Raw genomic sequence first — 26,647 nt, 5'->3', positions numbered from 1 at the left:
AAAGAACCCTAAAACCACTGTGGTTTTAGGGTTCTTTGCATACTTCAATATTATTTAGCTGGTACAACGGCACCATCATATTTTTTATTGATTTCATCTTTAATTTCTTTAGATTGTAATACTTCCATCAATGCTTTGATTTTTTTATCATCTTTATGCCCTTCTTTAACAGCAATTAAATTGGCATAAGGATTGTCTTTCGCTTTCTCTAATACAATAGAATCATCTTTAGGACTTAATTTTTGATCGATTGCAAAATTAGAGTTGATAATGACAGCATCAGCATCTTCATTTTGATAAATTTTCGGTAAGTATTCTGCAGATTGTTTATTATTAAATTTGATATCTTTTTTGTTTTCTACGATATCATCAAATTTTGCATCTTCAATCTTCACGCCATCTTTTATTTTAATTAATCCTGCATCTTGGAAGAATTTTAAAAAACGGCCTTCTTCAGCTGGATTATTAGAAACATAAACTGTGGCACCTTTTGGTAAATCTTTTAGACTCTTATACTTTTTAGAATAAACAGCCATTGGTTCTAAATGAACATTACCCGCTGATTCTACTTTATATCCTTTATCTTTTTTCTCAGTTTTTAAGTAAGGTGTATGTTGGAAAAAGTTTGCGTCTAATTCACCTTTATCTAATAATTTATTCGGTGTTGTATAATCATTGATTGTTTTAATTTTCAAATCATAGCCTTTATCTTTTAATAATGGCTTGGCTTTTTCTAATATTTCAGCATGAGGGGCTGGAGAAGCACCTACTGTAATTTTTTTATCTTCACTACCTCCACTATTCCCACAGGCTGCTAAAACAAGCGCTAATACAAGCACAGAAGCTAAACTAAATAATTTTTTCATATAAAAAGTCCCCCTTTTTAAGATTATCTCTTGTCAATTTTATTAGTAGCCCAATCACCAATAAATTGAATGATGAACACTATAATAAGGATTAAAATTGTTGAAACAAAAATAACGTCATTTTGATTTCTAGTGAAACCTGTTAAATAAGCTAGGTTACCTAAACCACCTGCACCAATAACACCGGCCACTGCAGTTGAACCTACTAAAGCAATCGCTGTAACAGTAATACCTGAAATTAACGCTGGCATCGCTTCAGGTAAAAGTACTTTTTTGACTACAGTCCAAGTAGTAGCACCCATTGACCAAGCCGCTTCAATAACACCTTTATCAATCTCTTTAAATGCAATTTCTACAAGTCTAGCATAGAATGGCGCCGCACTAATGATTAAAGCTGGTAATGCTCCAGTTGGACCACTAATCGTGCCTAAGACTAAACTTGTAAATGGAATTAATAAAAGTATTAAAATAATAAATGGTATCGCTCTAAACAAGTTAACTATAAATGAAACAACGCTATAGAAAACTCTTGCTATAGGTGATTTACTTTTAGCTGATAAAAATAGTAATACACCTAATATTAAACCTAATACAAACGCAAAAATTGTCGAAATTACTGTCATATAAATTGTTTCGTATGTCGCTAACCAAACTTCGTCCCAGCTGACGTTTGGCATTGTAAACATCTCGCGGAGGATGTCACTCAATGAATTACCCATGTCTTAACACCTCCACTGATACATGTTGCGCTTCTAAATCATTTTTGAACTTTTCGAATTTTTCTGAATTTACCTCGCCCAATTGAATTACTAAGAATCCAAGTGAACCGTCTTTTGTATGTTTAATATTAGCTTCTAATATATTCACATCAATATTATGTGTTTTCGTTATGTATGACACTAGTGGTTGCGTGGCATTATTCCCTGTGAAATTCAAACGTACAACATAATCATCTTCATTAAGCGATACTAAGTCACTAATAGATTCATCGAAATCATCATTTAAATCATCTTTGACAAAGCGTTTTGTAACGGCATGTTGTGGATTTTCAAAGACAGTGGATACTTGACCCTGTTCAATCACACGACCGTTTTCCATAACAGCTACTTCATCGCATATACGTCTAATGACATGCATTTCGTGCGTGATAATCACTATTGTCAAATTTCTTTCTTCTTTAATTTTCAATAATAACTCTAAAATTTCATCTGTTGTTTGTGGATCCAAAGCACTTGTCGCTTCATCACAAAGTAATACAGTTGGTTCGTTTGCTAACGCACGTGCAATACCTACACGTTGCTTTTGACCACCTGACAGCTCTGAAGGATATGCACTTTCTCTACCTTTTAGTCCAACAAGTTCTACTAATTCTTTTGCTCGTTGTTTTGCTTCACGGCGAGGTACCCCGGCTATTTCCAATGGAAATGTAATATTATTTAATACAGTACGCGACCATAGTAAATTAAAATGTTGAAATATCATGCTCACTTTTTGACGCTTTTTTCTTAATTGTGATTTTGATAGCTTACCAATTGTATCTCCATCGATAATGACGTCTCCTGAAGTCGGTTGTTCGAGGTTATTTAAAAGTCTAATTAAAGTACTTTTCCCCGCACCTGAAAAACCAACTACTCCAAAAATCGAGCCTGATTGAATACTTAAATCAACATGATCTACAGCCAGTACGTCCTGTTTTTTCGTTTTGTACTTTTTGACTATTTGATTTAACTCAATCATAGTGTTTCCTCCTTGTGTTGCTATTCCTTCAATTAAAAAATGCTTCCTCTATGTTCACCGAAGTATAGAGAAAGCAAAATTGCTTCTCTCATCTTCTAAAGTTTTAAAACTTTATGTGAATTGGCACCATTTCTTTTAAAGACGGTTGCCGGGCTTCATAGGGCACATCCCTCCACCTCTCGTGATAAGAGTTTCATTATTTAATTATTTTTAATCCTACCATTGCACTAATGTTTCGTCAATAACTATTTTAAATTTTCTAACAAATAAGGCACCGATTGAAACGCATAGATTCTTTTTTGCTCTTCACCTTTTGACATTACTAATAAAACTGGTACAGATTGAATTTCATACGATTGGCTAAAATCGGGATGAAAGTTTAAGTCCATTTTTATTGTAGGTAATTTCAAAATATCATTCGCAATATCTAGCATACGTTCAGAAATCTTACATGTCCCACATGTTGGCGTATAACCAAATATAAGATACTTATCTTCGTTTATATATTTATTGACGTCAACGCGTTGTTCACTTGTTACATTCATGTTAATAAACTTACCCTTTCAGCTATATAATCCAATCTTGCTTTCGCTACTTTGTCCTCATCCTTTACTATAAAACCATGTTTTTCCAATACTCTAGATAAATATGGTCTAGGACAACGAGCAACTTCACAAAATTTTTTATCTACTCTTATATGTCTACTCTCACTTAAATAGCGTTTGAACCATTTTCGTATTCTTTCACCTTCATCATCAGAATCTACAAGAATATATACTTGCTTGTCATATAAAGTATCGATCATTTCATCTAATTTATCTACACCCATCGTACCATTCGTGCAGATAATTTCTATCGGTTGATCAATTACCTGTTTGACTCGTTTCTTGTCTGACTTTCCTTCGACAACAATTACTTGGTTCAGTATCGTCATGACATCCACCCTCTAAATGTTGATAGTAAATCTTTCTACTTAGTTCTTCACAATCCGTGGTGACAATAAACATAATTTACATAGTTAAAACATTTCTTATTATTACAACCATAATTTATCATTTTTTAAAATTAAGATGAACTTGTTAGGCTTATATAATTCCTAAGTTTTCAATAATCTACAGTGCTATAAGAAAAACTCCAAGATAATTATATCATGGAGTTCAATGTTATATTATTCGCCAATCATTTCTGAATATTGCTCAGCAGTTAATAATTCATCTAATTGACTTTCATCACTTAGTTCAACTTTAACCATCCAAGCTTTTTCGTATGGTGATTCATTTACGAATTCTGGGCTATCTTCTAACTCGTCGTTAGATTCAACTACTTTACCTGATACAGGCGCGTATAGTTCTGAAACTGTTTTTACGGATTCAACACTACCAAAAGTGTCGCCTTCATTAATTTCGTCATCAACTTCTGGTAATTCAACGAATACGATGTCGCCAAGTTCACCTTGAGCGTATTCAGTGATACCAATAGTTACTGTATTACCTTCAACTTTTACCCATTCATGTTCTTTAGAATATTTTAATTCACTCGGTACTGCCACGAGAATCCCCTCCTAAATGATTTTACATATTAATGATGCCATATGCATACCATACAATCAACTATTTCTTGACATATTAATATTTTTATAATGTTTTCACAGCAATAGTTGAAGCGTTTACATATATTATTTATATTTACAACTTACAGAGATTACTTTTTTTATAAAAAAGGAATTAAGATAACCATGTTGCTTTATATTGGTCTTCTTTAAAACCTACTGTAACTTTGTCTCCAGAAATAGCTAATGGTCTTTTGACCAACATACCATTTGTTGATAATAAATCTAACTTTTCATCATCAGTAAGATCACTCATTTTGTCTTTAAGACCTAATTCACGATATTTAGCACCGTGCGTATTAAAAAGTTTATTTATATCGATATCTGTAGCCTCTAAAATTTCTTTAAACTCGTTTTTAGTGGGCGTATGCTGCACTATATCGATTGGTTCAAAGCTCACACCGTAGTCTTGTAAAAACTTAGCTGCTTTTTTACAAGTAGTACAATTAGGATATTGGTAAAATTTTATCATTATTCTGTACCTCCTATAACTAGTTAACATTAATATATCAAATTTATTGCTAAAACGCTCTAATTAATAAGCTGATTTTTTTTATAACTTTAAAATGTCCGTTATAATAAGCTTAATTATATTTTTAAAAAGGAGAAATTTATGAAACCTATTAATACAAATGAAGCATTTAAAGAAACTGTACAAAGTAGTAATCCAGTTATTGTGAAATTCGAAGCTGGCTGGTGTCCTGACTGTAAAGCAATGGATATGTGGATTGACCCTATCCAAGAAAAATACAATGATTACGATTGGTTTACAGTTAATCGTGATGAGCTTGAAGACGTTGCAGCTGACAACGACGTGATGGGTATACCAAGCTTATTAGTATTTAAAAATGGAGAAAAATTAGCTCACTTACACTCAGCTAATGCAAAATCACCAGAACAAGTAGAATCATTTTTAGCTGAAACATTTAAATAATTGAGATTTTTTATCTCATTTTAAGTGGCTGGGGCAAATTAAATGTCCAGCCTTAATCTTTGTAATAGCAGTATTTTTTAAAGAGCCACTTCTTTAAAGAGCCACTTCTCAATTTATTGAGTTAGTGGCTCTTATGCATGAGCTTTAGCTCATGCAATCAGTTTTGAGTTAGTGGCTCTTACACCTGAGCCCATACACATGTGTTTCACTTTTGAAAGTTAGTGGTTCTTATGCATGAGCACCAGCTCTTGTAACCAGTTTTAAATTAGTGGGACCTTATAATAACCTTAGACTTAAGTAGGCCTTTTGTCCCTCTCAACCCTACTCGCCCTTACTAACAGGCCGTCGAAATCTTTTTAAATGAATTAGATTTTTGTCTCACTCTCTCATTTTTTATATAAACATTATTTTTAAATTTTGAGTGAATAGCTATAACAATTGGGAGTGGGATAAGAATCTAACGCAAAATTTGATTCTTATCTCACTCCCTAAAATTTGCTTTAAAACTTTTCTATTACCTGCTCCGCATGACGTTTTCTATGTGGCATCTCATCTTGTAAATCTGTAAGATATAAGAAACCTACAAGTTGTTCATCATCCTTTACATTAAATATTGATCTTATTTCAGGCGTAAATATATATGTCGGTGATTTCCAACATGTGCCAATACCAGCTTCATACAACAATAACATTAGGTTTTGTGCGAAAGCGCCAAATGCCATGTTATTCTCTAAATCTTCTCGTTGTCTCGGATCCCTTTTTAGAATTAAGGCAAGCATGCCACCAAGATTCGTAACGGTATTATAATGATTTTCTTGTTTTTTATCTAAATTAGGAAAGGCAACTTCTGAGAGTTGTTTACTCATCGGACCTAAACGATCTTTAGCGATATGAACCACTCTCCAAGGCTCTCTCATACCATGATTGGGCGCGTCTGTCGCTTGCTGTATTGCTTGATATAATGCGTTATCATCTATCGTCATGTCTCTTTTAAAAACCTTAATACTTCTACGATGTGCAATTGCATCTTGTAGTTCCATTGATTATCGCCCTTTCGTTAATGATAATTATTTTCAATTATAAATCAGGCGACCACTATTTTCAAACTACTCGTATAATTTAATTTGTTCTTTTAATTTTTCAACATGAATTTGACCAGGCGCTTTAGGTGCATCTAAACAACCGTATGAAACTGAACCTCCGAACAATCCCTGAGCAGTTCTTGAAATTAACCCTAACTTAGACATCGCTATACCAACAACGTTTTGTGAAACCGTGTCTACTGTCTCAGACATTGCATTTAATAAGTTTAAGACATCTTGTTTATCATGAGGCATAACAGCTACTTTTAAATAATCTGGCTCAAGCTGATGCATTTTATAATATAAACGTTTTAAAATTTCCAATTTAGGTGTCTTTTTGAAATTATGTTGTGATAAGACAACTTCTAGATTTTCACGATGCGCTAAATCTATTACTGTATGATATTTTTCTATTGGCATAGCTTCTTCATATTCAATATCTATCATATCGATGTAGTTTAATGGAATTATCCTCTTTAGCACGTTTAAGTATGCGTCGTTTTCTAGTAGACCTTCTCCACCTTGTGTCTTCGTTCGATAGGTTACTAATAATTTTTTATTTAAGTTTAAATTGTAGATATCTTCAGCAATTTTCGCCAGATATGTTTCATCAAAAACTGACCATTGATCTATTCTTAGTTCTATAATATCTATAGATGATTGATATTGTTTCAAATCTTCAATTGTAGTTTGTAGTAATTCATGTTCAGGTGCAATTGTTACAGCTATATCAACTTTTGCCATGTTTAAACTTCCTTTTATAAGTAATATTTAAATAATTGTATAACAATTTCTAAAAATAATACAATTAAAAAACATATAAATTACTCGTTGAAATGATTTAAATAATTTTTCTTGGGTAAACATGAATTAGAAGTTTTTAAGGAGGTCATAAAATGGCAGTAAATTATGAAACAAAAGCAACAAATACAGGTGGACGTAATGGTCACGTTCAAACTGATGATAAAGCAATTGATGTAGCAATTGTGCCACCAGCTCAAGCTGATGCTGAAAAAGGTACGAACCCAGAGCAATTGTTTGCAGCCGGATATGCTTCATGTTTTAATGGCGCATTTGATTTAATCTTAAAACAAAACAAAGTTAGAGGCGCTGAGCCAGAAGTTACTTTAACAGTACGTTTAGAAGATGACCCAGACGCTGAAAGCCCTAAATTAAGCGTCTCAATTGATGCAAAAGTTAAAAATGTATTATCTCAAGAAGAAGCTGAGAAATATTTACAAGACGCGCATGAATTTTGTCCATATTCAAAAGCTACACGTGGCAACATCGAAGTTGACTTAAATGTATCAGTAGTTGACTAATTTATTTCCCCTCGAAAATTTCTTATTTGAAATTTTTGAGGGGTTTTTTGTCTTTTTATTCCTGATGTAAAATCTAGATGCTTTAATGCTTACATAAAATTTAATCACTTGTTCCCTTCATCTTTACTTTGAGAAAAGATATAAGCAATTAATACAGCAAAAGAAATCAGGATTAGCACTGCTAGTGAAACTATAATAGTTATTAAAGCTCCCACAATTTATGCCTCCATTCACATTTATGCGTCTCACTACATTATACCATAATTATCATATTTCTCTTATTTACTTAAAATACATATTAAAATAAATTTAAAACTTTATAAAAACCCATTCTTTTGTATCTTGAATTGTAAATGTCCACATATTTTTGTAAAACATTAAAGATAGTATTGCTCAAATAAATTATTTCCTTTAATATTATAATTAAATTGGTAAACGAGAATTATTCATACATTATAAAAAACACTTTGCAGAAGTTAGGAGGCATTGAATGACGCAAATTCGTTATTTAACTACTGAAGATTTTTCTATTTATAAATCCTTATTACTACAAGGCATTCATAAAGAACTCGAAGTATTAGCCTGGAAATTACAAAATGAGAAGTGCTTAAATGATACAGATTTACACAAACTATTATCTGCAGATTCAACAGATTGTATCGTTCTTGGAGCTTTCGAACAAGATGTTCTTATTGGCGCTGTTACACTAATCCATCACCAAACCTATAGTTTATCTCATAAAGCAACCTTAGAAAATATGTGCATTAAAGATGAAAGTCAAATTTCCAAAGAACTTATTTCAAAAATGCTTATGCGTCAAATATTTGAAATATGTCATGAAAAAGAAATTGAAATATTGATGACTTCACTTATTTCAAATAATATCAGTGGCAAAGTCTTTTTTAGTAACTTAAATTTTGAAACACTTGTTTTAGAACAGCACGCTAGAAAGTATGATAATTATTATGTAGATGAACACTGGCTTATATATTACTTTAACGGTGATGACGATGATTTATTTGCTTAATAACAGTGATTGATAAATCGTTGACAACAGGAGACCAAATCCCCCTATTTCATAATTAATTTTACGTGCAAGTTGATAGATTGTTTTTAATTTTAAACAGTTTGCTTACTATAATCCTGTCCAACTAATCTTAAAAATAACTTGCAATTATATTGCTTAACAAATATTATTTTTGTTAAGTGCTATTGTATCAATAAATATTCTATTCATCTTATTATTTAAGAGAGGGCTGAACATTTTGAAATATGCTACAACATTATTATCACTGTTCTTGTCATTAATCACACTTGCTACTCCATTGTTAGTAGTAAACGAAGTTTTAGAAGGCAAACTGCCGATATTAGCAGGCGGACTATTTATCTTAGGCGTTATATTAATTAATATATATGCAGCAATACGTGGCGACCGTATTGCTAATTTATTCGCACTATGTGTTTCCATATTTTCATTCGTTTTATTAAGCTATCCATTATGGAAACCTTTTGTAATTGGTTTTTTATAATACTAATAAATATCTCAACTTATTTATAAAAGCTTTGTGGTTACTATATCTGTAACTATGAAGCTTTTTATGATTTTATATATATTATTATGCTGTAAATATAAATTTACAAATTTTCTGAAAACGCTATAATATAAAAAATAAGGGGGAGAACATTATGAATTTAGCATTATTAGGTTTTATCATGATAATTATTTTTATGATATTAATCATGACGCGTAAAATGTCAGCATTAACAGCTTTAATTGTTTTACCAACAATTTTCGCTTTGCTTGGTGGGTTCTATGCTGGGTTAGGTAAATTTATGCTCGAAGGAATAGAAACAGTTGCACCGACAGGAATTATGCTTACATTCGCAATTCTTTATTTCGGAGTTATGATAGATGCGGGTCTATTTGAACCTGTAATTAACCAAATCATTAAAGTGGTCAAAGGGGATCCCGTTAAAATTGCATTTGGTACTGTAATATTAGCTTCAATGGTGGCATTGGATGGAGATGGCACAACTACATTTATTATCACTGTCACAGCAATGATGCCACTTTATAAAAAAATTGGTATGAGTTTATACACACTGTCAACGCTTGCATTATTATCTATTGGTGTTATGAATATGTTACCTTGGGGCGGCCCGACAGCTCGAGCTATTTCTTCTTTGCAAGTAACAACCGAAGAAGTATTTATTCCTATAATACCTGCAATGATCGCAGGTATTGTTTTTGCTTTCGGTGTTGCGTTCATACTAGGAAAACGAGCTAAAAGACATATTACATCTTATACCGATATAGATTTAAATGACATTAAACCAGAAATTTCAACTGAAGACTCATTGCTGAAAAGACCAAAAATGTTGATACCAAATGCAATACTTACAATTTCACTAATTGTCTGTTTGGTAATAGGTATACTACCAATCCCAGTAATGTTTATGCTTTGGTTTGGAATCGCAATTTTATTAAATTATCCAAATCTTAGTATTCAAAATTCAGTGGTTAAAAAACATGCAGGCGATGTATTATCAGTTATTAGTTTAGTATTTGCCTCTGGTATTTTTACAGGTGTGATGAACGGTACAAAAATGGTTAATGAAATGGCAAATGCCTTAGTAAATATCATTCCAGATGCTATGGGTAATCATTTTGCATTGATAACTGCGATATTAAGTGGGCCTTTTACATACTTCATGGCAAACGACCCATTCTATTATGGTGTACTACCAATTCTTGCTGAATCTGCACATCAATTCGGTATTTCAAAAGTTGATATGGCAAGAGCTTCTGTATTAGGCCAACCATTACATGTACTAAGTCCTTTATATGCCGCTGGTTATTTACTAGTTGGTATGCTTGATATAGAATACGGACAAAATCAAAGAATTGTAATAAAATGGGCAGTTGGATCTAGTTTATTTATGATACTTGTTGCGTGTATTTTAGGAATTATACCGTGGTAACTTCAAAGTAAACTTTTAAAATAAATTATAAAATATGGGGCTATGCAACTTATCTAAAAAGATAGGTGGCATAGCCCCATTTCTATATACTTATGGCAAGCATTGTAGCATTTATGATTTATTGCTCCAACCTGGAGATAGTAATCATTATACAAGGTCCCACTTTTGTCTGTTCATATATTGATACATCTCATATGCCCCATTGCAGTATTTTAGCGTTCATATTTCAACATAAACGTAGGTAGTAAACAAGAAATATTAGAAGAAATAAATTTGTATCATACAAACCGTTTTATTTATGTTTTACATGGGTAAAAGTTAACGTCGGATTTACAATATTGAGGAGTGTTTTTATGAATCAAATTAATGAATGTAATTATATCAATCCTTCTAATATTTCACTTGATTGGGAATGCTTTGTACTAAGCAAAAGTGACATGGAACTAGATGGATTGCCAAAGGAACTCATTAATTCTTGGATGGCACAAAATATCATTGAACCTTTTTCTATTAGAAACAACGAAATTAATTTTAAAACAACAGATATAAAAGCTGCCTTAGAAAAACAAAATTGGTATTATGACAATTAAATTATTAATTAGCTAACTCTACGTTATGTCGATATAAACTTAATGCTCGCTTGGCAGAAGCTAAAACTTCATGATCAAAATAGTTACTATAGAAATACGAATTTAATGCAATAAAGCTTGTTTCATTTTTCGGAAAATTTTTGTCGCCAATAATATTATGCGCAAGTTGCCCGAGCGGTGTATCATCTTCTATAAAACCGATTACAAAATTATAAAATGTCATAAGCATTACCTCGATTATCAATATTTTAATCGTTACAGTGTTTTCAATTATGTGAGCGTTTGTTTAATCATAACAAATAATAATGTTTTGTCTATCACGATACATTTATAAATTTAAATGTTTATAAATTAAATACTGCTATGACAATATTTAATTTGAATTGTAAAATTTACAAAGTTTTTTTAATTTAATGTTAATTTCATAAATTAAACTATAGATAGAGCCTGGGACATAAATCCTAGATAAATAGCACTTAGATGATTCAATTCAATCCTCTAAGTGCTTCTTTTTTATTCAATACTTCGTATTGTTAGCTCGCTTTCTTAGAGGACAGCTTCAGCCTGTAGTCTTCAGCTTGTCCTGTTCCCCAAGAGTCTCGCCAAAATACGGCGCAATCATATATAATTTTATGTTAAAATGCTTTGAAAATTAAAGTCCTACTTTTTCAATGTAGCCAACTTAATTGATCAAACAAACATAACAATTACAAAACTCAATAAATTCAAAACAAAACCACCTTTAAATTAAATAACCATTCTTATACTAAAAAATGAAATTATATGTATAAAACAATTGTTTACGAATATATTTTTAAGCTAATCAATATATGAAACGCTCCCTTTTTATTTATTAAAACTTCTTATTTTGAACGTAAAATTTTGCCTTTTAACTAAAAAAGCTATAAAGCAATCCAAAATGATAGATTACTTTACAGCTATTATGAGTATATTTTTTAATTGTGATTATACTAACACGTTACCATTTTGATCTGCTGGTTTGAACAATGTTAATACTGCGCCTATGATAGCTAAAATTTGTGGAACACCAGTCCAACAAAATACTAAGAATAATAATCCCATTCCTGTTTTTCTAGCATAAAATTTATGAATACCAAAGCTACCTAAAAAAACGGCTAAAACAATGTAAATAACTTTATTTACTTCATTCATATTTTTATCTCCTTACTTATTTATATTAACTCCATTATACATCAAACTACTTAATAAATTAAATAATATTACATGTTATCATAATATATTTTGAAATATGATTGCTCTGATTTCAAAATATTTGTATAGCTATTAGGCATAATTTCAGTACTTAATTCGATAAACTTATCTAAAATTAAAATTATCAAGTGAGCATTATACTTAGCATCTTTAAACTTGTGTTTGATTTGTTCAATAACCATATTTTCTTCTAAGAGCACAAGTGCACGCCCATAAGTTTTATCTACTTTACTTCTTTGAAAAGCAGGCTCTAAATAACTAAGTATATCGTCTACATTACTATATGTTTCAAGGCCAGTACGGATATGCAAATGAATTTTGTCGGCGATTTCTCTAATTCTTTCATCTTCTTGTCTATTTTTAGGCATTAAATCATTGCGAATCAAGTTTTTTTGTTCAACAATATCATTTTCTATTTGATTATATGACTCTACATAATCGCTAACACTTTTCGACTTCAATGTTTCAACTTTTTGCTCAATCTTTTTCAAATTACTATCATATTCTTTCATTATTTCTCCCTCTTTCCCACTTCGAATAATTAAAGCTTACTATTTTTTATCCTATCTTTACCGAGTGAAACCTTAAAATTCATCCTATATGAGAGTGCAAATTAATGATAAGATGATAATGTTATAAGATTAAATGTTACTACAGTTAAATTTTTTAAGATTTACATAAATTTTGCACAAAGTTAATAGTTTCTTGAGTGCATACACAGAAAAAGGAGGTGTGGTATTTTGAGTCTACATTTCATGGTTGTTTTTTGGTTATCAGTAATTTTCTTAATTTGCGGTATAGGCGCCCTTATTGCATACAAAGTAAGAGGTTCACAACAAGCTAAAGAATCTTTACTTGGCGTTACTGTCATGCTTCTTGTTTTTGGTATTGTAGGTATACTATTCTCATTGATATTTAGTTAAAAAATAAATGTTAACTTAAAGTTTTTACAAGAATCTATAGATCTATAATCCAAAATACGTTATATCTTATTTCTTAACGTAAACCAAACAACACAAAATACTTAACACGTCCCTATAGGTGATTTTGGAAAAACAAATTAATAATGCTTTTAAGTAGGAACAAGGCAGAAATCAATTTTTAATTTTGATTGTTGCCCTGTTCTTTTTTACTAAAATTAAACTACATCCTTTAATCTAGCAGAAAAGTGTAAATGATTAATATTACTATTGCTAAAACAAAAAAATAAATAAAACGTTGAAAAGTACGTTTCTTTTCATGCCGTATTTCATCTTTGGCATAATTTTTATTTTCATGTAACCTAGTGTTAATAAACAAAAACGGCATTGTAGCTAAAAATGCAAAAATAAGACTTAATATTATAATAATAACTATGTTCATAAGCTCACCTCTAAAAAACATTGTTTTTCTTAATTCTTATTCCCTGTATTTTGGATTTTAATGAAGGATTGATTGAATATTAGCAGCAGTACTACAACTTTTTGATTTATAATTAAATTAAATTGGATTTAGCTCGGATAAAAACTTTTAAAGGAGGAACTATTATGAATTTAACTTATTTACCACAATGGGCTGTTATTAACCAAAGTCAAAAACAATTTGTTATACAAGAAGATAACACATCGCTATCAATTGTTAGCCCTATAAATGATTATGCCATGGGGATTTTAAGCCAGGTGTATTTTGATGTCGATGGAGGAGTAATAACAAACTATAAAATAGAAAATAACAGCAAATCTTTAATTATTGAAATCGATGAATCAAAGAAACGGTTAATAATTAAAGATATTTAAAACGCTACATTCTAAACAATAATTCAGAATAAATATTAGATATAGATTTTCACTTATTAAAGCAATTAATGGGTATACTATTTATAGCATGTGTTATTTATTTTATCTAAAATAAGATAGGTGAGTGATTTGTATGAAATTTTTCAGAAATTTATTGTTACTCGTATCTGGTGTATTAGTCGTCCGCGCGCTTTTATTAAGTGTTGATAATTCAACTAATAATAAAATAGAAAACAAAGTGAGTGTTCAAGATAAACAAAAATAATAAATTAATATTAATTTAACTAACAATCATTATTTTGAATTTTAATGATTGTTAGTGTTATATTTCTGACTTTAGTTTATATTTCAAAGAGAGGTAAATATGCAACAATTAAAAACTAAAATTGAAAATTATCAAATCTATATATATTTTGCTGCCATATTGATTGGTGTAATTGTGGGATTAACATTAGATTATACATCTACATTACTTGAATCATTAATCCCTATCTTTATTGGAATTTTAATGCTTAGCATGTTTTCACAAATTCCTTTTTTTAACTTACGTAAAAACGTTCTAAGTGTTAAATATATTATAGCTTTAGTTCTATCAAATTTCGTACTTATCCCTATTTTGGTGTTTTGTCTAATCTCTATATTCAATATCACTTCCACTGCTATATTGATAGGTATAATGCTCGTATTGTTAACGCCCTGTATTGATTATGTGGTTGTCTTTACCTCATTGGGCAAAGGCAATGCTCAATATATGTTGTTTTCTACGCCTATTTTGTTTATTTTACAAATTATCTTATTGCCCTTATACTTCGCTATTTTTAATAAAGAAAATTTATTTACTTCTATAGATTTAGCGCCCTTTGTTCAATCATTTATCATTTTTATCGTATTACCACTAGTGATTGCTATGCTATTACAATATTTTAGTAAGCGTACTTTGATTATAGCGAAAACTTTGAATATCACTGAATGGTTACCAGAAATATTTATGTCATTTGTACTTTTTTCAGTGGTTGGTTCTCAAATACATAAAATCACTCATGATTTAAATATCTTAGCTACTGTCGTCCCAATCTATATTATATTTATGATTATCGCTCCTTATATTGGATATATGTCAGGGAAATTATTTGCGTTAGAAACTGAGACTTTACGAACATTAGCTTTTAGTTCAAGTACAAGAAATGCTTTGGTTGTATTACCTTTAGCTCTTTCATTACCAGATAGATTGGTCACAATCACAACAACTGTGATTATCACACAAACGCTGGTTGAGTTAACAGGAGAGATTTTCTATATAAAAGTAATACCAAAATTAATTAAATAATGCTTACTATAAAGTTTTTATAATCAACACCCCTTTTTCTGATATAAAAAAAGTTTTTTATTATATCATAATTACATATCATGCAACTAAAACATTTGCTATAATAGATATCAATCGTAGAATATTACCTTTTGATTTAAAGTCTTCATATAAGTTAATACTTTAATACGTTTGAGCATAAATTCATTAAGTTTCATATTGGATTTAAACTATTAAACTGAGGAGTTGGATGTTTTGAAAAAATTTATTTTAGTTTTATTAGGGGCACTAGGTACTGCATTTTTAATCAAACCTTTGTTAACAGTTGTAATCGATGACGAAGATGAAAGTGTTGACGAGGATCGAACAAACGAACAATTTTAAACTACTGTATGTAAATACGATAGGTCAATTATGAGTATTTTCAAAAGCACCAACAAACTTTTAAGATTTTGTTGGTTTTTTTGATATTTCTAGTCACAATTCAATTATTGTTATTTTGTGTAAATTTACTATAAAATAGATATATAGTTTTTAATTTATAATGATTATGTACCAATTTAATCCATTATACCTTTAAGTCCTCTATACATGTGAAATTTCTAAATTTGAGGTGATTTGATGCAAATACTAAGAAAAGTGACTGACAATGACGCCCTTGTATATTATATAAAAACTGATCTAGGTTTAATCATTAAAATTAAATCTAATCCTTCTTTAAACAATGCCGAAACAAAACAAATGTTGATTGACGTAGCAAAGGAAATGGATGATAAATTGAGGAGTAATATAGAATAAATAACAGTTTCTATATTCTTTATATTCAAAAATTTAATGACGGTTTGTAAAGGCTTCCTTCATTACTGTTGTTTAATAACAATTTTAAAAACTATTCACTTCTTTAGGTATCTATATGACAATCCTATTTAGATGAACTGTGAAAAGATCTGTAGTTAAAGATTTTTTCGCAGTTTTTATAATTATGTACTGAATTAATCCAAAAATACTTAGAGATTAAATAACAAGAAAAAAGCGCCATCTCTAAGGATGGCGCAAATCTCGAAAATATAATCCACACTAGAGTTTGGAGGACTTCTTGTGCTTATTTATATCTACCCTTAAATTATTTAATAAAAACATGAATAACTTAATTATTTTTAAATCCCTTAATTTTATTTATTAATTCAATATATTCATTTTAGCATTTTTGCTAATATATATTTTGATGTTTAAGAAAAAAATTAAATGAATCCAATCATACTGTTGGAAAACAATTTAATAAAAAGTTATCCTATAGATAAAGCATTAAATGAAATGAGTAATTAAATAATCGTTATTCGTAGTAATAATTTACAACGCAATTCTATTTAGTTATGTATTAACTTAATAATAGAACTGTTTTCAATAAAAAGGGTGATGAAATGGAAGTACTACGTAAAGTTTATAAGGACGATGAACCAATCTATCATGTCAAAACTGACAAAGGATCAGTCATTCGGATCAAAGGTTCTGACGAACTAACAGAACAAGAAACTGAAGAACTATTAACACTCGTATCTCAAGATATTGATAAAATGAAAAAATAAACGATTATATTTTATAAAATACTACAAAATGTATAATACATAATCTAATTATTAGGTGCATGTTTAAATAAAGGGGCAATTAAGCAGTAAAACACCTGTATAAGATAAAAAATACATTAACTGTAGTAATATACTGAGATAAAAGGTTAATATTATCTTTCGAATAAATAATTCCGATATAGTAACACATACGAAATGCGTGAATGTGAAACCTAAACAAAGTTTTAGATTTCGAATTCACGTATTTTTAAATTATATTTTCAGATTATTAATAGTCTAAATCAATTTGAAAAGTTATGTGAGGGATATTATCTTCTAAATAAACATCTGAAACGCTTTCAAAGCCAAATGACTCATAGAATGACTTAAGATATGCTTGACCAGATATTCTAACAAGCGTTTGTTTGTATCTCTTTTTTATCTCTTCAAGTGTGGCTTTTACAATTTCCCTACCATAGCGAGATTTTCTATATTTTTCTACTACTAGCACCCTACCGAAAGTGATATAAGATGGATGTTCAATAATACGAGTATATGCAACGATTTCTTCCCCATTTTTGAGCATTATATGCAAAGTATTTAAATCAAATTCATCTACTTCTTGATAAACACAATTTTGCTCAACTATGAATACATTGACCCTAACTTGGAACACTTTAATCAATTCCAAATTCGACATTTCTTTTGTGTGCTTTATAACTAATTCCAACCCCTATTCCTCCAATTAAAAAAGTACTAGCTCTATCCTTCCCTACTAAAAACGAGGATACTAAGAATAAATCTAGCACTATCAACAAAATTAATCCATGAAAAGAAAAACATAAAAGAGTTAACGATTTAATTCGTAGCCAAGTAAAAAACTCATTTACTTTATAGTTATTCACTCATTTTAGCCAGTTTATTGTATCTTAAAATTTATATTTTCTATTGCTCAACAATTTGAATTAAATTACCGCATGTATCATCAAATATAGCATATTTTACACCTTCTACCTCTTTAGGTTTTGTATAAAATTCAATCCCTTTATTTAATAATATTTCATATTCTTTTTCCAAGTTATCTACACCAAACATAGTTACCGGTATACCCGCTGCATATAATCCATCTTGATAGTTTTTAGCAATTGGACTTTCATTAGGCTCCAAAACAATTTCAACAGGGTTATTAGAATTCTCTTCAGTAACTGTTAACCATCTAAAATCACCGCCTATTTCAACATTATGCTTTAATTTAAAGCCTAATTTTTCGGTATAAACTTGTTGTGCTTTATCTTGACTATTAACAAAAATACTCATAGCAATTATTTTCATTATTGATCTCCTTTGTCATAATTTATTATTTTATACATATGCCCTAATTAAATTATTTTGACACATACTTACAATTAACTATATAAATTACACTTTTCTATATCACAATAAAAATTAATGTAAATATACAATTTTTTATTTAATTTACTAAAATAAAAAAACATAAATTTTGTAATACTAATACCTATATATTACAATTAATAGTGGTAGTAGTATTATCTATTTTTTAGGAGTGAATGGTTGTGAAAATTCTTAACGAATTACGCGAAAAATCAAATTTAAGCATATCCAAACTAGCTATTAATTTGAATAATGGCTATGGTACAGATATCAGAAATTGCCAAATATGGGATTGGGAAAATGGCTATCGCACAATTTCAGAAAAAGACGCTGCAATGTTAGCAGACTATTTTAATGTTTCAGGAGAAACATTTATTTCATAATTGCATCCAACGGAATGTAATAATAAATTAAGGGACAATAAATTGTTACTAAAGGCTATGACATAGCAAATGTCATAGCCTTTAATCTTGAGAATGATTATATAAAATTCCCCTAACAATAAACTCTATTATACAAAACACTTTTTTTATACTGCTTGATTTTTCTCTATTACTATTCCATTTCAACTCTTATTTTTCAAATTTTCCAGTCACTTTATTTTTTGTAAACAACAGTAATAAAGTAGTCAACACCTTCAATGCTATTTGTTACTGATGGCGTGACACTCACTAATTCCCAATGCTGTTTCTCATCCACGTTTTTTAAGAATTCGTTGACACGTTCATCAAATTCTTCAAAACTTTCTTCATATTGCATATGCAATGTTTTTATCTTCATAGTAATCTTTCCTTTCCACAATTTTTTTCATAACTAATTATAAATCTATGAATTTCCCGTAACAAACATTACGAGACTTACTTAGTTTGATTAAACACTTTTATTGTAAGGATACTTTTTAAATTTTAGAAATACGTATTTCATTTTCTAACCAATCAACAATTTCTTTGAAAATACTTAAATTATAAGATGATTCATTTAATATTTCATGTTGTAATCTATCATAAATATGGATGGATTTATGTTCGGATCCAATTTCTTGGTATAATTGTAATGAGTCATGATAACTTACTAAACCATCTTCTTTTCCATGTAATATCAAAATATTATTCGTAAATCGCTGCGCATTATTATTCAAATATGTTATGCCATCCATTAATGTAAAAATTAATCCCATGGATATGTGTTGAGCATTTAATTGGTCTATTTCATATTTTCTAATAACTTCAGCATCAGAGCATAGCCCCTCTCCTAATTCATTTTTGATATAAGTATCTGATGAAATGTTTCGATTAGGATTACCGAATAGTTTATTGTTATAGCGTGTTAAGGCACCAGATGTAACTACTCCATCTACAGTACCAGGATAAAGCGTTTCAAATAGAGTGACAGTATAACCACCCATGCTATGTCCAATGAGGTATACTTTACCTTCAAAAGTATTTTTCACATATTCTATTATCGCCGTTAAATCTTCGACAATTTCATACATATTACTATAATAAGTTTTCGCTCCTCCAGATCTCCCATGTCCTCTTTGGTCATATCTTATTACATTAAACTCGTTTTCGTTTAAATATGTTGTTAAAACATCGTAACGATCTAAATGTTCCGCTAACCCATGTGCTATGATTATATTTGCCTTCGCTTCTGGACAATCATTAATTTTAGTGTATAGTTTCGTATTATCTGATGAAGTTAAATATTTAATATAATGCATCTCGTTCACTCCTCAATTTTTAAATTCTATACTCGCAATTATGTCTACCCTTATTGTATCAATTTACACTCACGTTTTTATGTTATTACTTATCTGCTCGTTGCAAATTTTATTTTGATAGCGCATATAAAAATAGTTTCAGTCTAATTAATTTGTTATACTCAAAACAAGCAAATCTCAATAAAGAAGGATAATTTTCTTATGTACAAATCAGTAGACTTAATAAATTCAGTATTTAAATTTACAAATGACATTAATATTAAAACTTTGGAAACAGAAATTTTTAATGAGGAATATGAAAGTTGTACTTTTCAAACTAATAAACAAACTTTCAGAAGTAGAATCGCTAAAAAAACACCAAATAAGCTAGGCTATTTTGTAGTATTTTGGACTAAAGATAACGCTAATAAAAACAGACCCTTTACATTTGATGAATCTTGCGACAAATTAATTATTGCAGTAATTGATGAAAGTCAAAAAGGTTTATTCATATTCCCAAAAGATGTATTAGCTAAAAAGAATATTATAGCTAATAAAGACAAAAAGGGGAAAATGGCAATGAGGATTTATCCATCTTGGGAATACAATTTAAATCAAACTGCATTTAAAACTCAAAAATGGCAATTAAACTATTTTATTGATTTAACTGGTAATGTTGATAAAGTTTTATTAAACAATTTATTAAATTAAAACCTCACCTACCAAATTCAAGCAATATTATAAAAACGTAACTAAATCAATTCTCTGCGTTTTACACTCTTAAAACTGAAAAATAATTACCATCTCTACACATAATCAGTTTAATTTTTGTATTATTGATGAAGTTTTGATATAGCTTATATCATAATAATCCGCCATACTTTTTAAAAATTGTAATAGATATATTTCGTCTATTTCTTCACGTTTAAATGCTTCTTTTAAATAATTATGCAAGTTCTTTTCTGATGAACTACATTTATTTTTAAAATACCCCCACATGTGGTCGTACGCATTAATTATTGATCCACTATTTGGTTTCGTATTTAATGCATCGTTAATTAAATTTTCAACTTCTTCAATCGTTGTATCAATTTTCAATTGTTCTCTAATTAATCGATATTTATTTTGATCATGCCATAGTACCTCATACTTATGTTGTTTCCATAATTGCTCAATTTGGTATTGTTTGCTCATTGTTATGTATCCTTTTCGCCTCTCCAATTAAAAGATATATTTTAATAAAAGATTATATTTTTGGTATTAAGTATAATACATTTACGACGTAATATATGCTTATTTCTATTGTCTGTATAGATAGTATTACCTTATTTTCATTATCACAAACCAGAACATTATCAGTATTGCTGTTATTATAATTAAAGCTATTAAACTAAAAAACAAAGCTAATACTATGTTCTTACAACTTTTTAATTACAGTTAATGATATGCTTATATGGGAGCGTGATATAAGTGTCAAAATATATATTGTCTTATAATTTAAACTCAATTTCATATGGATATGAAAAATTACCTGCACAATTAAAGTCTCTAGGTAATGCGCTATATATTTACAGTGGCTTGTGGTTTTTACAAAGTGACTTAGATAAAAATACAATTTGTGAAAGCATCAAAACATCTTTTAATGATACTGATGACTTTCTAATTTTTGAAATTGAACAGAGCCCTTTGGGTACATTAAACGCACAAAAATATTCTGAAATTCAAAAACTACTAGATGCATAAAATTTTGATTTATTTAGATAATGTCTAATATTTCTTAATAAGACATCTTATAAAGGTTTACTACTCAAAAATGCGTTTATAACACATATTGAATTATTGTCACTTTCTATCTTAGAGAAATACTTTTTTATGCATAACTCACTTTTCCACAGCGGAACAATGAATGTTCATTAGAGTAACGTATGACAGCTCACCATCGCTTTTTCTCTTTCTTATAAACTTTGTTATTTCTGACATATATAATTCATTTTAAATACAAATATACCAAGTTACATACATTTTGTTTGTTTTAAATTTTAGCATTTTGTATATTATTTATAGAATGGTCTAAAAATATTTTTGAGGTGAATAACATGGCAGATGAAAGTAAATTTGAACAAGTTAAGGGAAACATAAAAGAGACAGCAGGCAATGTTATGGATAATAAAGAATTAGAAAAAGAAGGTAAAGAAGATAAGGCTTCTGGTAAAGCAAAAGAAGTAACTGAAAATGTTAAAGACAAAATCAATGGTGTTATCGATAAATTAAATAAGTAAAAATAATTTATGTAAGATCACAATACTAATTATTGTGGTCTTTTTTATAACTAAATTTACAACAATTCATTAAATAGATCAAAACAGATTTCTTTAAAATTAAACCTTATCAGTCTACATATAAACGTAGCACGCTTTATAGTTGCAAAAACGTTTATATGTAGTACAATTGAATAAAACATACTATTTCTATAGGAATATTAGATTCATGTTTATATAGTGAATTTAAATTTTTAAAAGGCAATTTTAAGGGGACATTATGAAAATTATAAAATATGAAATTGGTAATATAGATATTAGTTACACAGTCGAGACACTTAAAGGTCATGTGTTTACGCATGCATTCCCTAAAGATACACCGTCAGATAATGTTCAACGTTATTTGATGTTGTTATCAAATATTGTGGATGAAAGAAAAGTTAAATAAACATTTTTAATTTGTATAACAAAGGAGTGAATCAGCCAACTTATTAAAGCAATAAGTTGGCTGATTCACTCCTTTTTACTTATTCATATTATTTATTAGTTACCTAACATTACAAATTATCCATGAAAAATGATTTTATTTGTTCATCTTTTATAAAGTAATAAGACATTTTTCCTTCTTTGTATTTATCAAGTACCCCTTTTTTATATAATAATCTTAAATGATGTGACGTTGTTGCGATACTCATATTTAGTAATACAGATATATCACACACACACATTTCACTTTCTTTTAATAAACCAAGTATAATTTTGACTTTAGTATCATCAGAGATCTTGCTAAAAATACTTAATAGTGATTTAGATGCATTTTCCTCTATAAAATTCTGTGCATTTTCAATTTTCTGTTTATGTATAAATTGCACTTCACAAGTATAATCGTTAGCCATTTCTTCCACTCCCTTAATTCATAATTAAATTATAAATAGTTTGTACTGTTTCATTTTCAATTATAATAAATAATCCTAATCCAATATATATTACAAATATTATCCAACGATTAAATCTCTCAATTACTTCTCCAATACCTGGAATTTTTGATAAAATTTGCGCTGAAAATACTAATAGTAGAATTAAAATAACAAATGTAATTAATGTAGTTATCAATTCTACAATATTTAAAGTTACAAAGTACGGCACAAATAAACCAATATTGTCTGCACCACAACTAGCAATGGTAACTAACGCAACGATACCAACAAGCTTACTTAACCCTTTTTCATTTAATTCTCTTTTAGCTCTCTTTTCACCACCACAATCATCAGAAATAGCTACACGAATACCTAAATAAATTGGTATTAATCCCAATAATCCTAAAATCCATTTTTCAGGAACATAGTTTAATACAAATGCTAAAAATAGACTTATGACAATTAATGCTAATGAACCTAAATATTGACCTATATAAATATCTCGATATTCTTTTCTTGTATTAGCTTTAGCAAAAAATATTAATAAAATTACTAATAAATCTACTGCTGTAGCTGTGTACAGAATAATTGCTGTAATAATAGTTTGTAACATGACACACCTCATTCAAAAATACTTTTGAATGTATTATATAGTATTCAATACCCTAATTAAATAGAAAATTCACTATATAATTTAGTCTTTATGCACTGGTCGCAAATCAAAAATATTCAGTTAAAATCAAAAAACGGGACCCACCTCCAAATTAAAAATTTAAGGTTTTAATGTCCCGTCAAAATAAGAAGCAAATCTATCCCTATAAAATATAGGTTTTATATTAGTATGCTTTATATTCATTAAAAAACTGAAATTGAAAGTTATGCTTCAGTTTTTCACTTAATATTAATTTTTAGTTATTCATTTATTTACTGTAATGTGGGCGAATAAATACCATCTCTGATTCATAGTCATGAACCACCTTATGCGCGACTTCGGTTTTATTTGCACCACCGCCTTCCCAGTTTTGGTCTAAGGATTGAAATTGAAGATAATTGCCATCATAATTGCCGTTAGTTACAATCGCAGTATGACCAGCACCTTCCCCATAATTTTCATTAAACACTACAATATCACCTGCTGTGGCTTTGAAATCAGATGTATTTTCATAAACTGTTGCTTCACCTATAAAATTATTTTCTGCTGGAATATCTTTTGCATAATCACCCTTTAATCCATGCCCGTATAAATAATCCCACTGTTCATTTACAAGATCGAAGCATTGCCATCCATACTCTGAATCATAGTCCCAACCTTTACCGTTTAAAGTTTCAACATGATTAATTGCATCTTGCTGTGTTGCATTTGTAGCAGCTGAAGCATTACTAGATTGATTTATTACAAATATGTATAATGTTGCCGATATTAAAAGCACACTGATTTTTAAAATATACTTAAACATAAAAAGCCCCTTTGTTTATTAAAATTTTGATGTAACTTTAATTTTCACTATAACTTATTTCATTAATTCTTTATACTAAAACTATTGTCACAAAAATATAAACGGAGGTAATGTAATGGAATACAATGGTACATTATATTTTTTCACCGGTAAAATGGGTGCTGGTAAATCAACAACTGCTAAAAAATTAACTAAAGATAAAAATGCCGTACTATTATCAGAAGATGAAATGCTTGAACAATTTTATCCAAATCAAATAAAGACATTTGATGATTACTTAACTTATTCAAATCGTATTAAACCTTTTATTAAAAATCACGTTCAAAATTTATTAAGTGTTGGTACAAATGTGGTCATGGATTTTCCAGGAAACACTCAAAAACAACGAAAGTGGTTAAGCAATATTACTTCAGAAATCAATGTTAGTCATAAACTCATTTATCTAAATATATCAGACGAAACATGTTTAGAAAGGTTAAAACAACGAAATATAGAAAATCCTGAAAGAGCTAATTTTGACACATTAGAAACGTTTAATTATATTAGCCAGTATTTTGAAGAACCTAATGAATTTGAAGGACTAAATATATTAGAAATAACGCAGTAAACATTCACTAACATTTTCATATAAAATTAAAGAGCACTTCTTATGATTTTTTAAATTCATAAAAAGCGCTCTTTTTCTGAAAAACCTGCATAACTTCAATTACTCACTTACTGCAAAATAATTACCTTGTCCGTCTTGAAAATTAAATACTCGTCTACCTGACATTTCAATGATTTCATGACCAGTTAAGCCTTTTTCTTTTAATTTTTCATACAATGCATCAAGTTCTTTCTCTTTGAACATTAAAGATGGAGTAGTAACGCTTATTTCTGGACTATATTTTTTCATGAACTCTTTTTCAATAATTGAAATTGATGTTTCAACATCATTCTTTGGCGCTACTTCTACAGCCTTAAAACCTTCTGCCATTTCTTCTTCAGAAACTACAACAAATCCTAAAATATCTGTCCAAAATTCAACTGATTTTGCTTGATCATCAACATATAACATCACTTGATTTAACTTTTCCATTCAAAACCCCCCACTTGTTTTGTATATACTTACCCTTTATATTATCGTTTAGAAACATCATTAGTAATAATTACTTCAAATCATTGATTTATCAAAATATATTAAATTTAACAATATTAAATAGCTAACATTAAGAACCTATTTAATTATAAGTAATTATATTGCAAAACATAAGATTTTATTATCACAAAACTTATTTATATATAGTACAATAAACTAATATAATTATTTTGCGTAGGTGTACAGAAAATTCCATATGCTTGTTACTAATAAATTTTAGTATTGGGAGTATCTAAAAAATTATTAGTACAAAATTAAAGATATCAGAAAGATCTTTAGAATTTTATTTAAAGGAGCATATTTATGGAAGTTGTAGATTTTAATTATGACCACGAAAACCACGAAAACCACGAAAATTATACTTATATTGTAAAAACTATGTCAGGTGTCTTATTTTCTCATTCAGTCAACAAAGATATGTTACCACATAAAGTTACCTATGAATTACTTCAAAGAGAAAGAAAACTTGAATAATAATAATCAACTTATTACACTTAGCAAAAATGGGAAATCAAAACTAAGGGGAGTTAATATGAAAATATTAAATTATAGTATAGAACATGATGTTTTTAGTGAACTTGTTACTATTGTGGCAGAAACAACCAAAGGAAAACAATTTAGTTTTACTTTTTCAGATAGTCACACACTTAAAGAAGTAAAAATTAAATTAGAAGAACTTGCTGATACATTAGACAACAATAAATAATTTAAATCGCCTGAAAATAGTATTAAAGAATGACACTCCTGGTAATTACCTAAACTAAATTATGAGCTACGAAATTGCA

At 29.1% G+C, this 26,647-nt stretch carries 42 protein-coding genes and 1 riboswitch; of the genes, 21 read left to right on the top strand and 21 right to left on the bottom strand.

Annotated features, from left to right (window positions below; all coding sequences use genetic code 11):
- Positions 1–50 precede the first annotated feature (50 nt).
- From ACF91D_RS12755 to ACF91D_RS12725, 7 genes are all read right to left on the bottom strand, one after another.
- A complete protein-coding gene (locus ACF91D_RS12755) occupies positions 51–866 on the bottom strand; it encodes a MetQ/NlpA family ABC transporter substrate-binding protein (RefSeq protein ID WP_039068731.1) in 816 nt (271 codons plus the stop codon).
- A gap of 23 nt (positions 867–889) precedes the next feature.
- Positions 890–1,585 (bottom strand): methionine ABC transporter permease, encoded by a 696-nt coding sequence (locus tag ACF91D_RS12750; RefSeq protein ID WP_039068729.1) that lies wholly within the window; start codon positions 1,583–1,585, stop codon positions 890–892.
- Positions 1,578–2,603 (bottom strand): methionine ABC transporter ATP-binding protein, encoded by a 1,026-nt coding sequence (locus ACF91D_RS12745; protein ID WP_069792487.1) that lies wholly within the window; start codon positions 2,601–2,603, stop codon positions 1,578–1,580. Before ACF91D_RS12745 ends, ACF91D_RS12750 begins: the two co-directional genes overlap by 8 nt.
- A gap of 85 nt (positions 2,604–2,688) precedes the next feature.
- Positions 2,689–2,794, bottom strand: a riboswitch (SAM riboswitch).
- A gap of 54 nt (positions 2,795–2,848) precedes the next feature.
- On the bottom strand, positions 2,849–3,148 hold the full coding sequence (locus ACF91D_RS12740; protein WP_101050266.1) for a thioredoxin family protein: 300 nt from the start codon (positions 3,146–3,148) through the stop codon (positions 2,849–2,851).
- Positions 3,145–3,537, bottom strand: coding sequence for a toprim domain-containing protein (locus ACF91D_RS12735; RefSeq protein ID WP_039068723.1), 393 nt, complete (start codon positions 3,535–3,537; stop codon positions 3,145–3,147). The genes ACF91D_RS12740 and ACF91D_RS12735 overlap by 4 nt, the downstream gene beginning before the upstream one ends.
- 234 nt (positions 3,538–3,771) lie before the next feature.
- Entirely contained in the window at positions 3,772–4,152 is a 381-nt protein-coding gene (gene gcvH / locus ACF91D_RS12730) for a glycine cleavage system protein GcvH (RefSeq protein ID WP_017722393.1), read from the bottom strand.
- Between the two features lie 175 nt (positions 4,153–4,327).
- On the bottom strand, positions 4,328–4,684 hold the full coding sequence (locus ACF91D_RS12725) for an arsenate reductase family protein (protein WP_039068722.1): 357 nt from the start codon (positions 4,682–4,684) through the stop codon (positions 4,328–4,330).
- Between the two features lie 141 nt (positions 4,685–4,825).
- Here ACF91D_RS12725 and ACF91D_RS12720 point away from each other — a divergent pair, with 141 nt between their 5' ends.
- A complete protein-coding gene (locus ACF91D_RS12720) occupies positions 4,826–5,146 on the top strand; it encodes a thioredoxin family protein (RefSeq protein WP_107548620.1) in 321 nt (106 codons plus the stop codon).
- 500 nt (positions 5,147–5,646) lie between these two features.
- On the opposite strand, the gene ACF91D_RS12715 is transcribed toward ACF91D_RS12720, so the two are convergent.
- Together ACF91D_RS12715 and aroD are read right to left on the bottom strand one after the other, a co-directional pair.
- Entirely contained in the window at positions 5,647–6,186 is a 540-nt protein-coding gene (locus ACF91D_RS12715) for a nitroreductase family protein (protein ID WP_069792489.1), read from the bottom strand.
- Between the two features lie 66 nt (positions 6,187–6,252).
- Complete coding sequence (gene aroD, locus ACF91D_RS12710) at positions 6,253–6,972, bottom strand: type I 3-dehydroquinate dehydratase (RefSeq protein WP_327621027.1); 720 nt, start codon at positions 6,970–6,972, stop codon at positions 6,253–6,255.
- Between the two features lie 152 nt (positions 6,973–7,124).
- On the opposite strand from aroD, the gene ACF91D_RS12705 reads away from it, so the two are divergent.
- From ACF91D_RS12705 to ACF91D_RS12685, 5 genes are all read left to right on the top strand, one after another.
- Complete coding sequence (locus ACF91D_RS12705; protein ID WP_039068714.1) at positions 7,125–7,550, top strand: organic hydroperoxide resistance protein; 426 nt, start codon at positions 7,125–7,127, stop codon at positions 7,548–7,550.
- Between the two features lie 490 nt (positions 7,551–8,040).
- The gene (locus tag ACF91D_RS12700) at positions 8,041–8,577 is read left to right on the top strand and encodes a GNAT family N-acetyltransferase (RefSeq protein WP_039068712.1); all 537 of its coding nucleotides are present in this window, start codon (positions 8,041–8,043) and stop codon (positions 8,575–8,577) included.
- A gap of 238 nt (positions 8,578–8,815) precedes the next feature.
- Positions 8,816–9,079: a hypothetical protein gene (locus ACF91D_RS12695; protein WP_039068711.1), complete on the top strand. Its 264-nt coding sequence runs from the start codon at positions 8,816–8,818 to the stop codon at positions 9,077–9,079.
- Between the two features lie 157 nt (positions 9,080–9,236).
- On the top strand, positions 9,237–10,532 hold the full coding sequence (locus ACF91D_RS12690; protein WP_039068709.1) for a CitMHS family transporter: 1,296 nt from the start codon (positions 9,237–9,239) through the stop codon (positions 10,530–10,532).
- 353 nt (positions 10,533–10,885) lie between these two features.
- The gene (locus ACF91D_RS12685; RefSeq protein ID WP_039068707.1) at positions 10,886–11,122 is read left to right on the top strand and encodes a hypothetical protein; all 237 of its coding nucleotides are present in this window, start codon (positions 10,886–10,888) and stop codon (positions 11,120–11,122) included.
- Between the two features lie 4 nt (positions 11,123–11,126).
- Here ACF91D_RS12685 and ACF91D_RS12680 read toward each other — a convergent pair whose 3' ends face one another.
- The 3 genes from ACF91D_RS12680 to ACF91D_RS12670 all read right to left on the bottom strand — a co-directional run bounded on the left by ACF91D_RS12680 (position 11,127) and on the right by ACF91D_RS12670 (position 12,867).
- Positions 11,127–11,345: a YozE family protein gene (locus ACF91D_RS12680; protein WP_039068706.1), complete on the bottom strand. Its 219-nt coding sequence runs from the start codon at positions 11,343–11,345 to the stop codon at positions 11,127–11,129.
- Between the two features lie 743 nt (positions 11,346–12,088).
- Entirely contained in the window at positions 12,089–12,295 is a 207-nt protein-coding gene (locus ACF91D_RS12675; protein ID WP_039068705.1) for a TM2 domain-containing protein, read from the bottom strand.
- Between the two features lie 68 nt (positions 12,296–12,363).
- A complete protein-coding gene (locus ACF91D_RS12670; protein WP_327621028.1) occupies positions 12,364–12,867 on the bottom strand; it encodes a hypothetical protein in 504 nt (167 codons plus the stop codon).
- A gap of 228 nt (positions 12,868–13,095) precedes the next feature.
- Between ACF91D_RS12670 and tsaT the strand changes: the two genes are divergently transcribed.
- From tsaT to vraX, 7 genes are all read left to right on the top strand, one after another.
- Complete coding sequence (gene tsaT / locus ACF91D_RS12665) at positions 13,096–13,278, top strand: type II toxin-antitoxin system toxin TsaT (RefSeq protein WP_039068703.1); 183 nt, start codon at positions 13,096–13,098, stop codon at positions 13,276–13,278.
- 603 nt (positions 13,279–13,881) lie between these two features.
- Complete coding sequence (locus ACF91D_RS12660) at positions 13,882–14,130, top strand: hypothetical protein (protein ID WP_039068700.1); 249 nt, start codon at positions 13,882–13,884, stop codon at positions 14,128–14,130.
- A gap of 133 nt (positions 14,131–14,263) precedes the next feature.
- Entirely contained in the window at positions 14,264–14,395 is a 132-nt protein-coding gene (locus tag ACF91D_RS12655) for a hypothetical protein (protein WP_256093177.1), read from the top strand.
- 99 nt (positions 14,396–14,494) lie between these two features.
- Positions 14,495–15,457: an arsenic resistance protein gene (locus ACF91D_RS12650; protein ID WP_327621029.1), complete on the top strand. Its 963-nt coding sequence runs from the start codon at positions 14,495–14,497 to the stop codon at positions 15,455–15,457.
- 234 nt (positions 15,458–15,691) lie between these two features.
- Entirely contained in the window at positions 15,692–15,820 is a 129-nt protein-coding gene (locus ACF91D_RS12645; protein WP_256093178.1) for a hypothetical protein, read from the top strand.
- Positions 15,821–16,057: 237 nt separating this feature from the next.
- Positions 16,058–16,234: a hypothetical protein gene (locus ACF91D_RS12640; protein WP_172643895.1), complete on the top strand. Its 177-nt coding sequence runs from the start codon at positions 16,058–16,060 to the stop codon at positions 16,232–16,234.
- 623 nt (positions 16,235–16,857) lie between these two features.
- On the top strand, positions 16,858–17,022 hold the full coding sequence (vraX, locus tag ACF91D_RS12635; protein WP_157822551.1) for a C1q-binding complement inhibitor VraX: 165 nt from the start codon (positions 16,858–16,860) through the stop codon (positions 17,020–17,022).
- A 268-nt stretch (positions 17,023–17,290) separates the two neighbouring features.
- Here the strand turns inward: vraX and ACF91D_RS12630 are convergent, their stop codons facing one another.
- Positions 17,291–17,731: a GNAT family N-acetyltransferase gene (locus ACF91D_RS12630; protein ID WP_327621030.1), complete on the bottom strand. Its 441-nt coding sequence runs from the start codon at positions 17,729–17,731 to the stop codon at positions 17,291–17,293.
- Positions 17,732–17,946: 215 nt separating this feature from the next.
- Positions 17,947–18,333, bottom strand: coding sequence for a VOC family protein (locus tag ACF91D_RS12625; RefSeq protein WP_039068697.1), 387 nt, complete (start codon positions 18,331–18,333; stop codon positions 17,947–17,949).
- Between the two features lie 242 nt (positions 18,334–18,575).
- On the opposite strand from ACF91D_RS12625, the gene ACF91D_RS12620 reads away from it, so the two are divergent.
- Positions 18,576–18,776: a helix-turn-helix domain-containing protein gene (locus tag ACF91D_RS12620; protein ID WP_052253447.1), complete on the top strand. Its 201-nt coding sequence runs from the start codon at positions 18,576–18,578 to the stop codon at positions 18,774–18,776.
- Positions 18,777–18,990: 214 nt separating this feature from the next.
- Here ACF91D_RS12620 and ACF91D_RS12615 read toward each other — a convergent pair whose 3' ends face one another.
- Both ACF91D_RS12615 and ACF91D_RS12610 read right to left on the bottom strand, forming a co-directional pair.
- The gene (locus ACF91D_RS12615; protein WP_069792495.1) at positions 18,991–19,173 is read right to left on the bottom strand and encodes a hypothetical protein; all 183 of its coding nucleotides are present in this window, start codon (positions 19,171–19,173) and stop codon (positions 18,991–18,993) included.
- 118 nt (positions 19,174–19,291) lie between these two features.
- Positions 19,292–20,113 carry an alpha/beta hydrolase gene (locus ACF91D_RS12610; RefSeq protein ID WP_327621031.1) on the bottom strand — a complete coding sequence of 274 codons (822 nt, stop codon included), beginning with the start codon at positions 20,111–20,113 and terminating at the stop codon, positions 19,292–19,294.
- Positions 20,114–20,314: 201 nt separating this feature from the next.
- Between ACF91D_RS12610 and ACF91D_RS12605 the strand changes: the two genes are divergently transcribed.
- Entirely contained in the window at positions 20,315–20,803 is a 489-nt protein-coding gene (locus ACF91D_RS12605; protein WP_069792496.1) for a MepB family protein, read from the top strand.
- A gap of 105 nt (positions 20,804–20,908) precedes the next feature.
- Here the strand turns inward: ACF91D_RS12605 and ACF91D_RS12600 are convergent, their stop codons facing one another.
- Positions 20,909–21,286: a DUF1722 domain-containing protein gene (locus tag ACF91D_RS12600; RefSeq protein ID WP_101050286.1), complete on the bottom strand. Its 378-nt coding sequence runs from the start codon at positions 21,284–21,286 to the stop codon at positions 20,909–20,911.
- 276 nt (positions 21,287–21,562) lie between these two features.
- Here ACF91D_RS12600 and ACF91D_RS12595 point away from each other — a divergent pair, with 276 nt between their 5' ends.
- The 3 genes from ACF91D_RS12595 (at position 21,563) to ACF91D_RS12585 (ending at position 22,798) form a co-directional block, all read left to right on the top strand.
- Positions 21,563–21,835 carry a hypothetical protein gene (locus ACF91D_RS12595; protein WP_039068691.1) on the top strand — a complete coding sequence of 91 codons (273 nt, stop codon included), beginning with the start codon at positions 21,563–21,565 and terminating at the stop codon, positions 21,833–21,835.
- A 353-nt stretch (positions 21,836–22,188) separates the two neighbouring features.
- Positions 22,189–22,371, top strand: a complete 183-nt coding sequence (locus ACF91D_RS12590) for a CsbD family protein (protein ID WP_069792497.1) — start codon at positions 22,189–22,191, stop codon at positions 22,369–22,371.
- Positions 22,372–22,630: 259 nt separating this feature from the next.
- The gene (locus ACF91D_RS12585; protein ID WP_327621032.1) at positions 22,631–22,798 is read left to right on the top strand and encodes a hypothetical protein; all 168 of its coding nucleotides are present in this window, start codon (positions 22,631–22,633) and stop codon (positions 22,796–22,798) included.
- 109 nt (positions 22,799–22,907) lie between these two features.
- On the opposite strand, the gene ACF91D_RS12580 is transcribed toward ACF91D_RS12585, so the two are convergent.
- The 3 genes from ACF91D_RS12580 to ACF91D_RS12570 form a co-directional block, all read right to left on the bottom strand.
- Positions 22,908–23,246: an ArsR/SmtB family transcription factor gene (locus ACF91D_RS12580; protein WP_101050288.1), complete on the bottom strand. Its 339-nt coding sequence runs from the start codon at positions 23,244–23,246 to the stop codon at positions 22,908–22,910.
- 13 nt (positions 23,247–23,259) lie between these two features.
- Positions 23,260–23,880 carry a CadD family cadmium resistance transporter gene (locus ACF91D_RS12575; protein ID WP_198553045.1) on the bottom strand — a complete coding sequence of 207 codons (621 nt, stop codon included), beginning with the start codon at positions 23,878–23,880 and terminating at the stop codon, positions 23,260–23,262.
- A gap of 307 nt (positions 23,881–24,187) precedes the next feature.
- Complete coding sequence (locus ACF91D_RS12570) at positions 24,188–24,724, bottom strand: CHAP domain-containing protein (RefSeq protein ID WP_101050292.1); 537 nt, start codon at positions 24,722–24,724, stop codon at positions 24,188–24,190.
- A 115-nt stretch (positions 24,725–24,839) separates the two neighbouring features.
- On the opposite strand from ACF91D_RS12570, the gene ACF91D_RS12565 reads away from it, so the two are divergent.
- A complete protein-coding gene (locus tag ACF91D_RS12565) occupies positions 24,840–25,331 on the top strand; it encodes a P-loop nucleotide/nucleoside kinase family protein (protein ID WP_101094362.1) in 492 nt (163 codons plus the stop codon).
- 99 nt (positions 25,332–25,430) lie between these two features.
- Here ACF91D_RS12565 and ACF91D_RS12560 read toward each other — a convergent pair whose 3' ends face one another.
- A complete protein-coding gene (locus ACF91D_RS12560) occupies positions 25,431–25,802 on the bottom strand; it encodes a VOC family protein (RefSeq protein WP_039068682.1) in 372 nt (123 codons plus the stop codon).
- 363 nt (positions 25,803–26,165) lie between these two features.
- Here ACF91D_RS12560 and ACF91D_RS12555 point away from each other — a divergent pair, with 363 nt between their 5' ends.
- Both ACF91D_RS12555 and ACF91D_RS12550 read left to right on the top strand, forming a co-directional pair.
- Positions 26,166–26,336: a hypothetical protein gene (locus ACF91D_RS12555; RefSeq protein WP_392437115.1), complete on the top strand. Its 171-nt coding sequence runs from the start codon at positions 26,166–26,168 to the stop codon at positions 26,334–26,336.
- Between the two features lie 58 nt (positions 26,337–26,394).
- On the top strand, positions 26,395–26,568 hold the full coding sequence (locus ACF91D_RS12550) for a hypothetical protein (RefSeq protein WP_176723090.1): 174 nt from the start codon (positions 26,395–26,397) through the stop codon (positions 26,566–26,568).
- The last annotated feature ends 79 nt before the right edge of the window (positions 26,569–26,647 follow it).

Source organism: Staphylococcus sp. 231237_7MaSpsaltlick (assembly GCF_043107035.1).
Note: the sequence above shows the minus strand (reverse complement) of the source record. Positions and strands in the feature narration are given on the sequence as shown.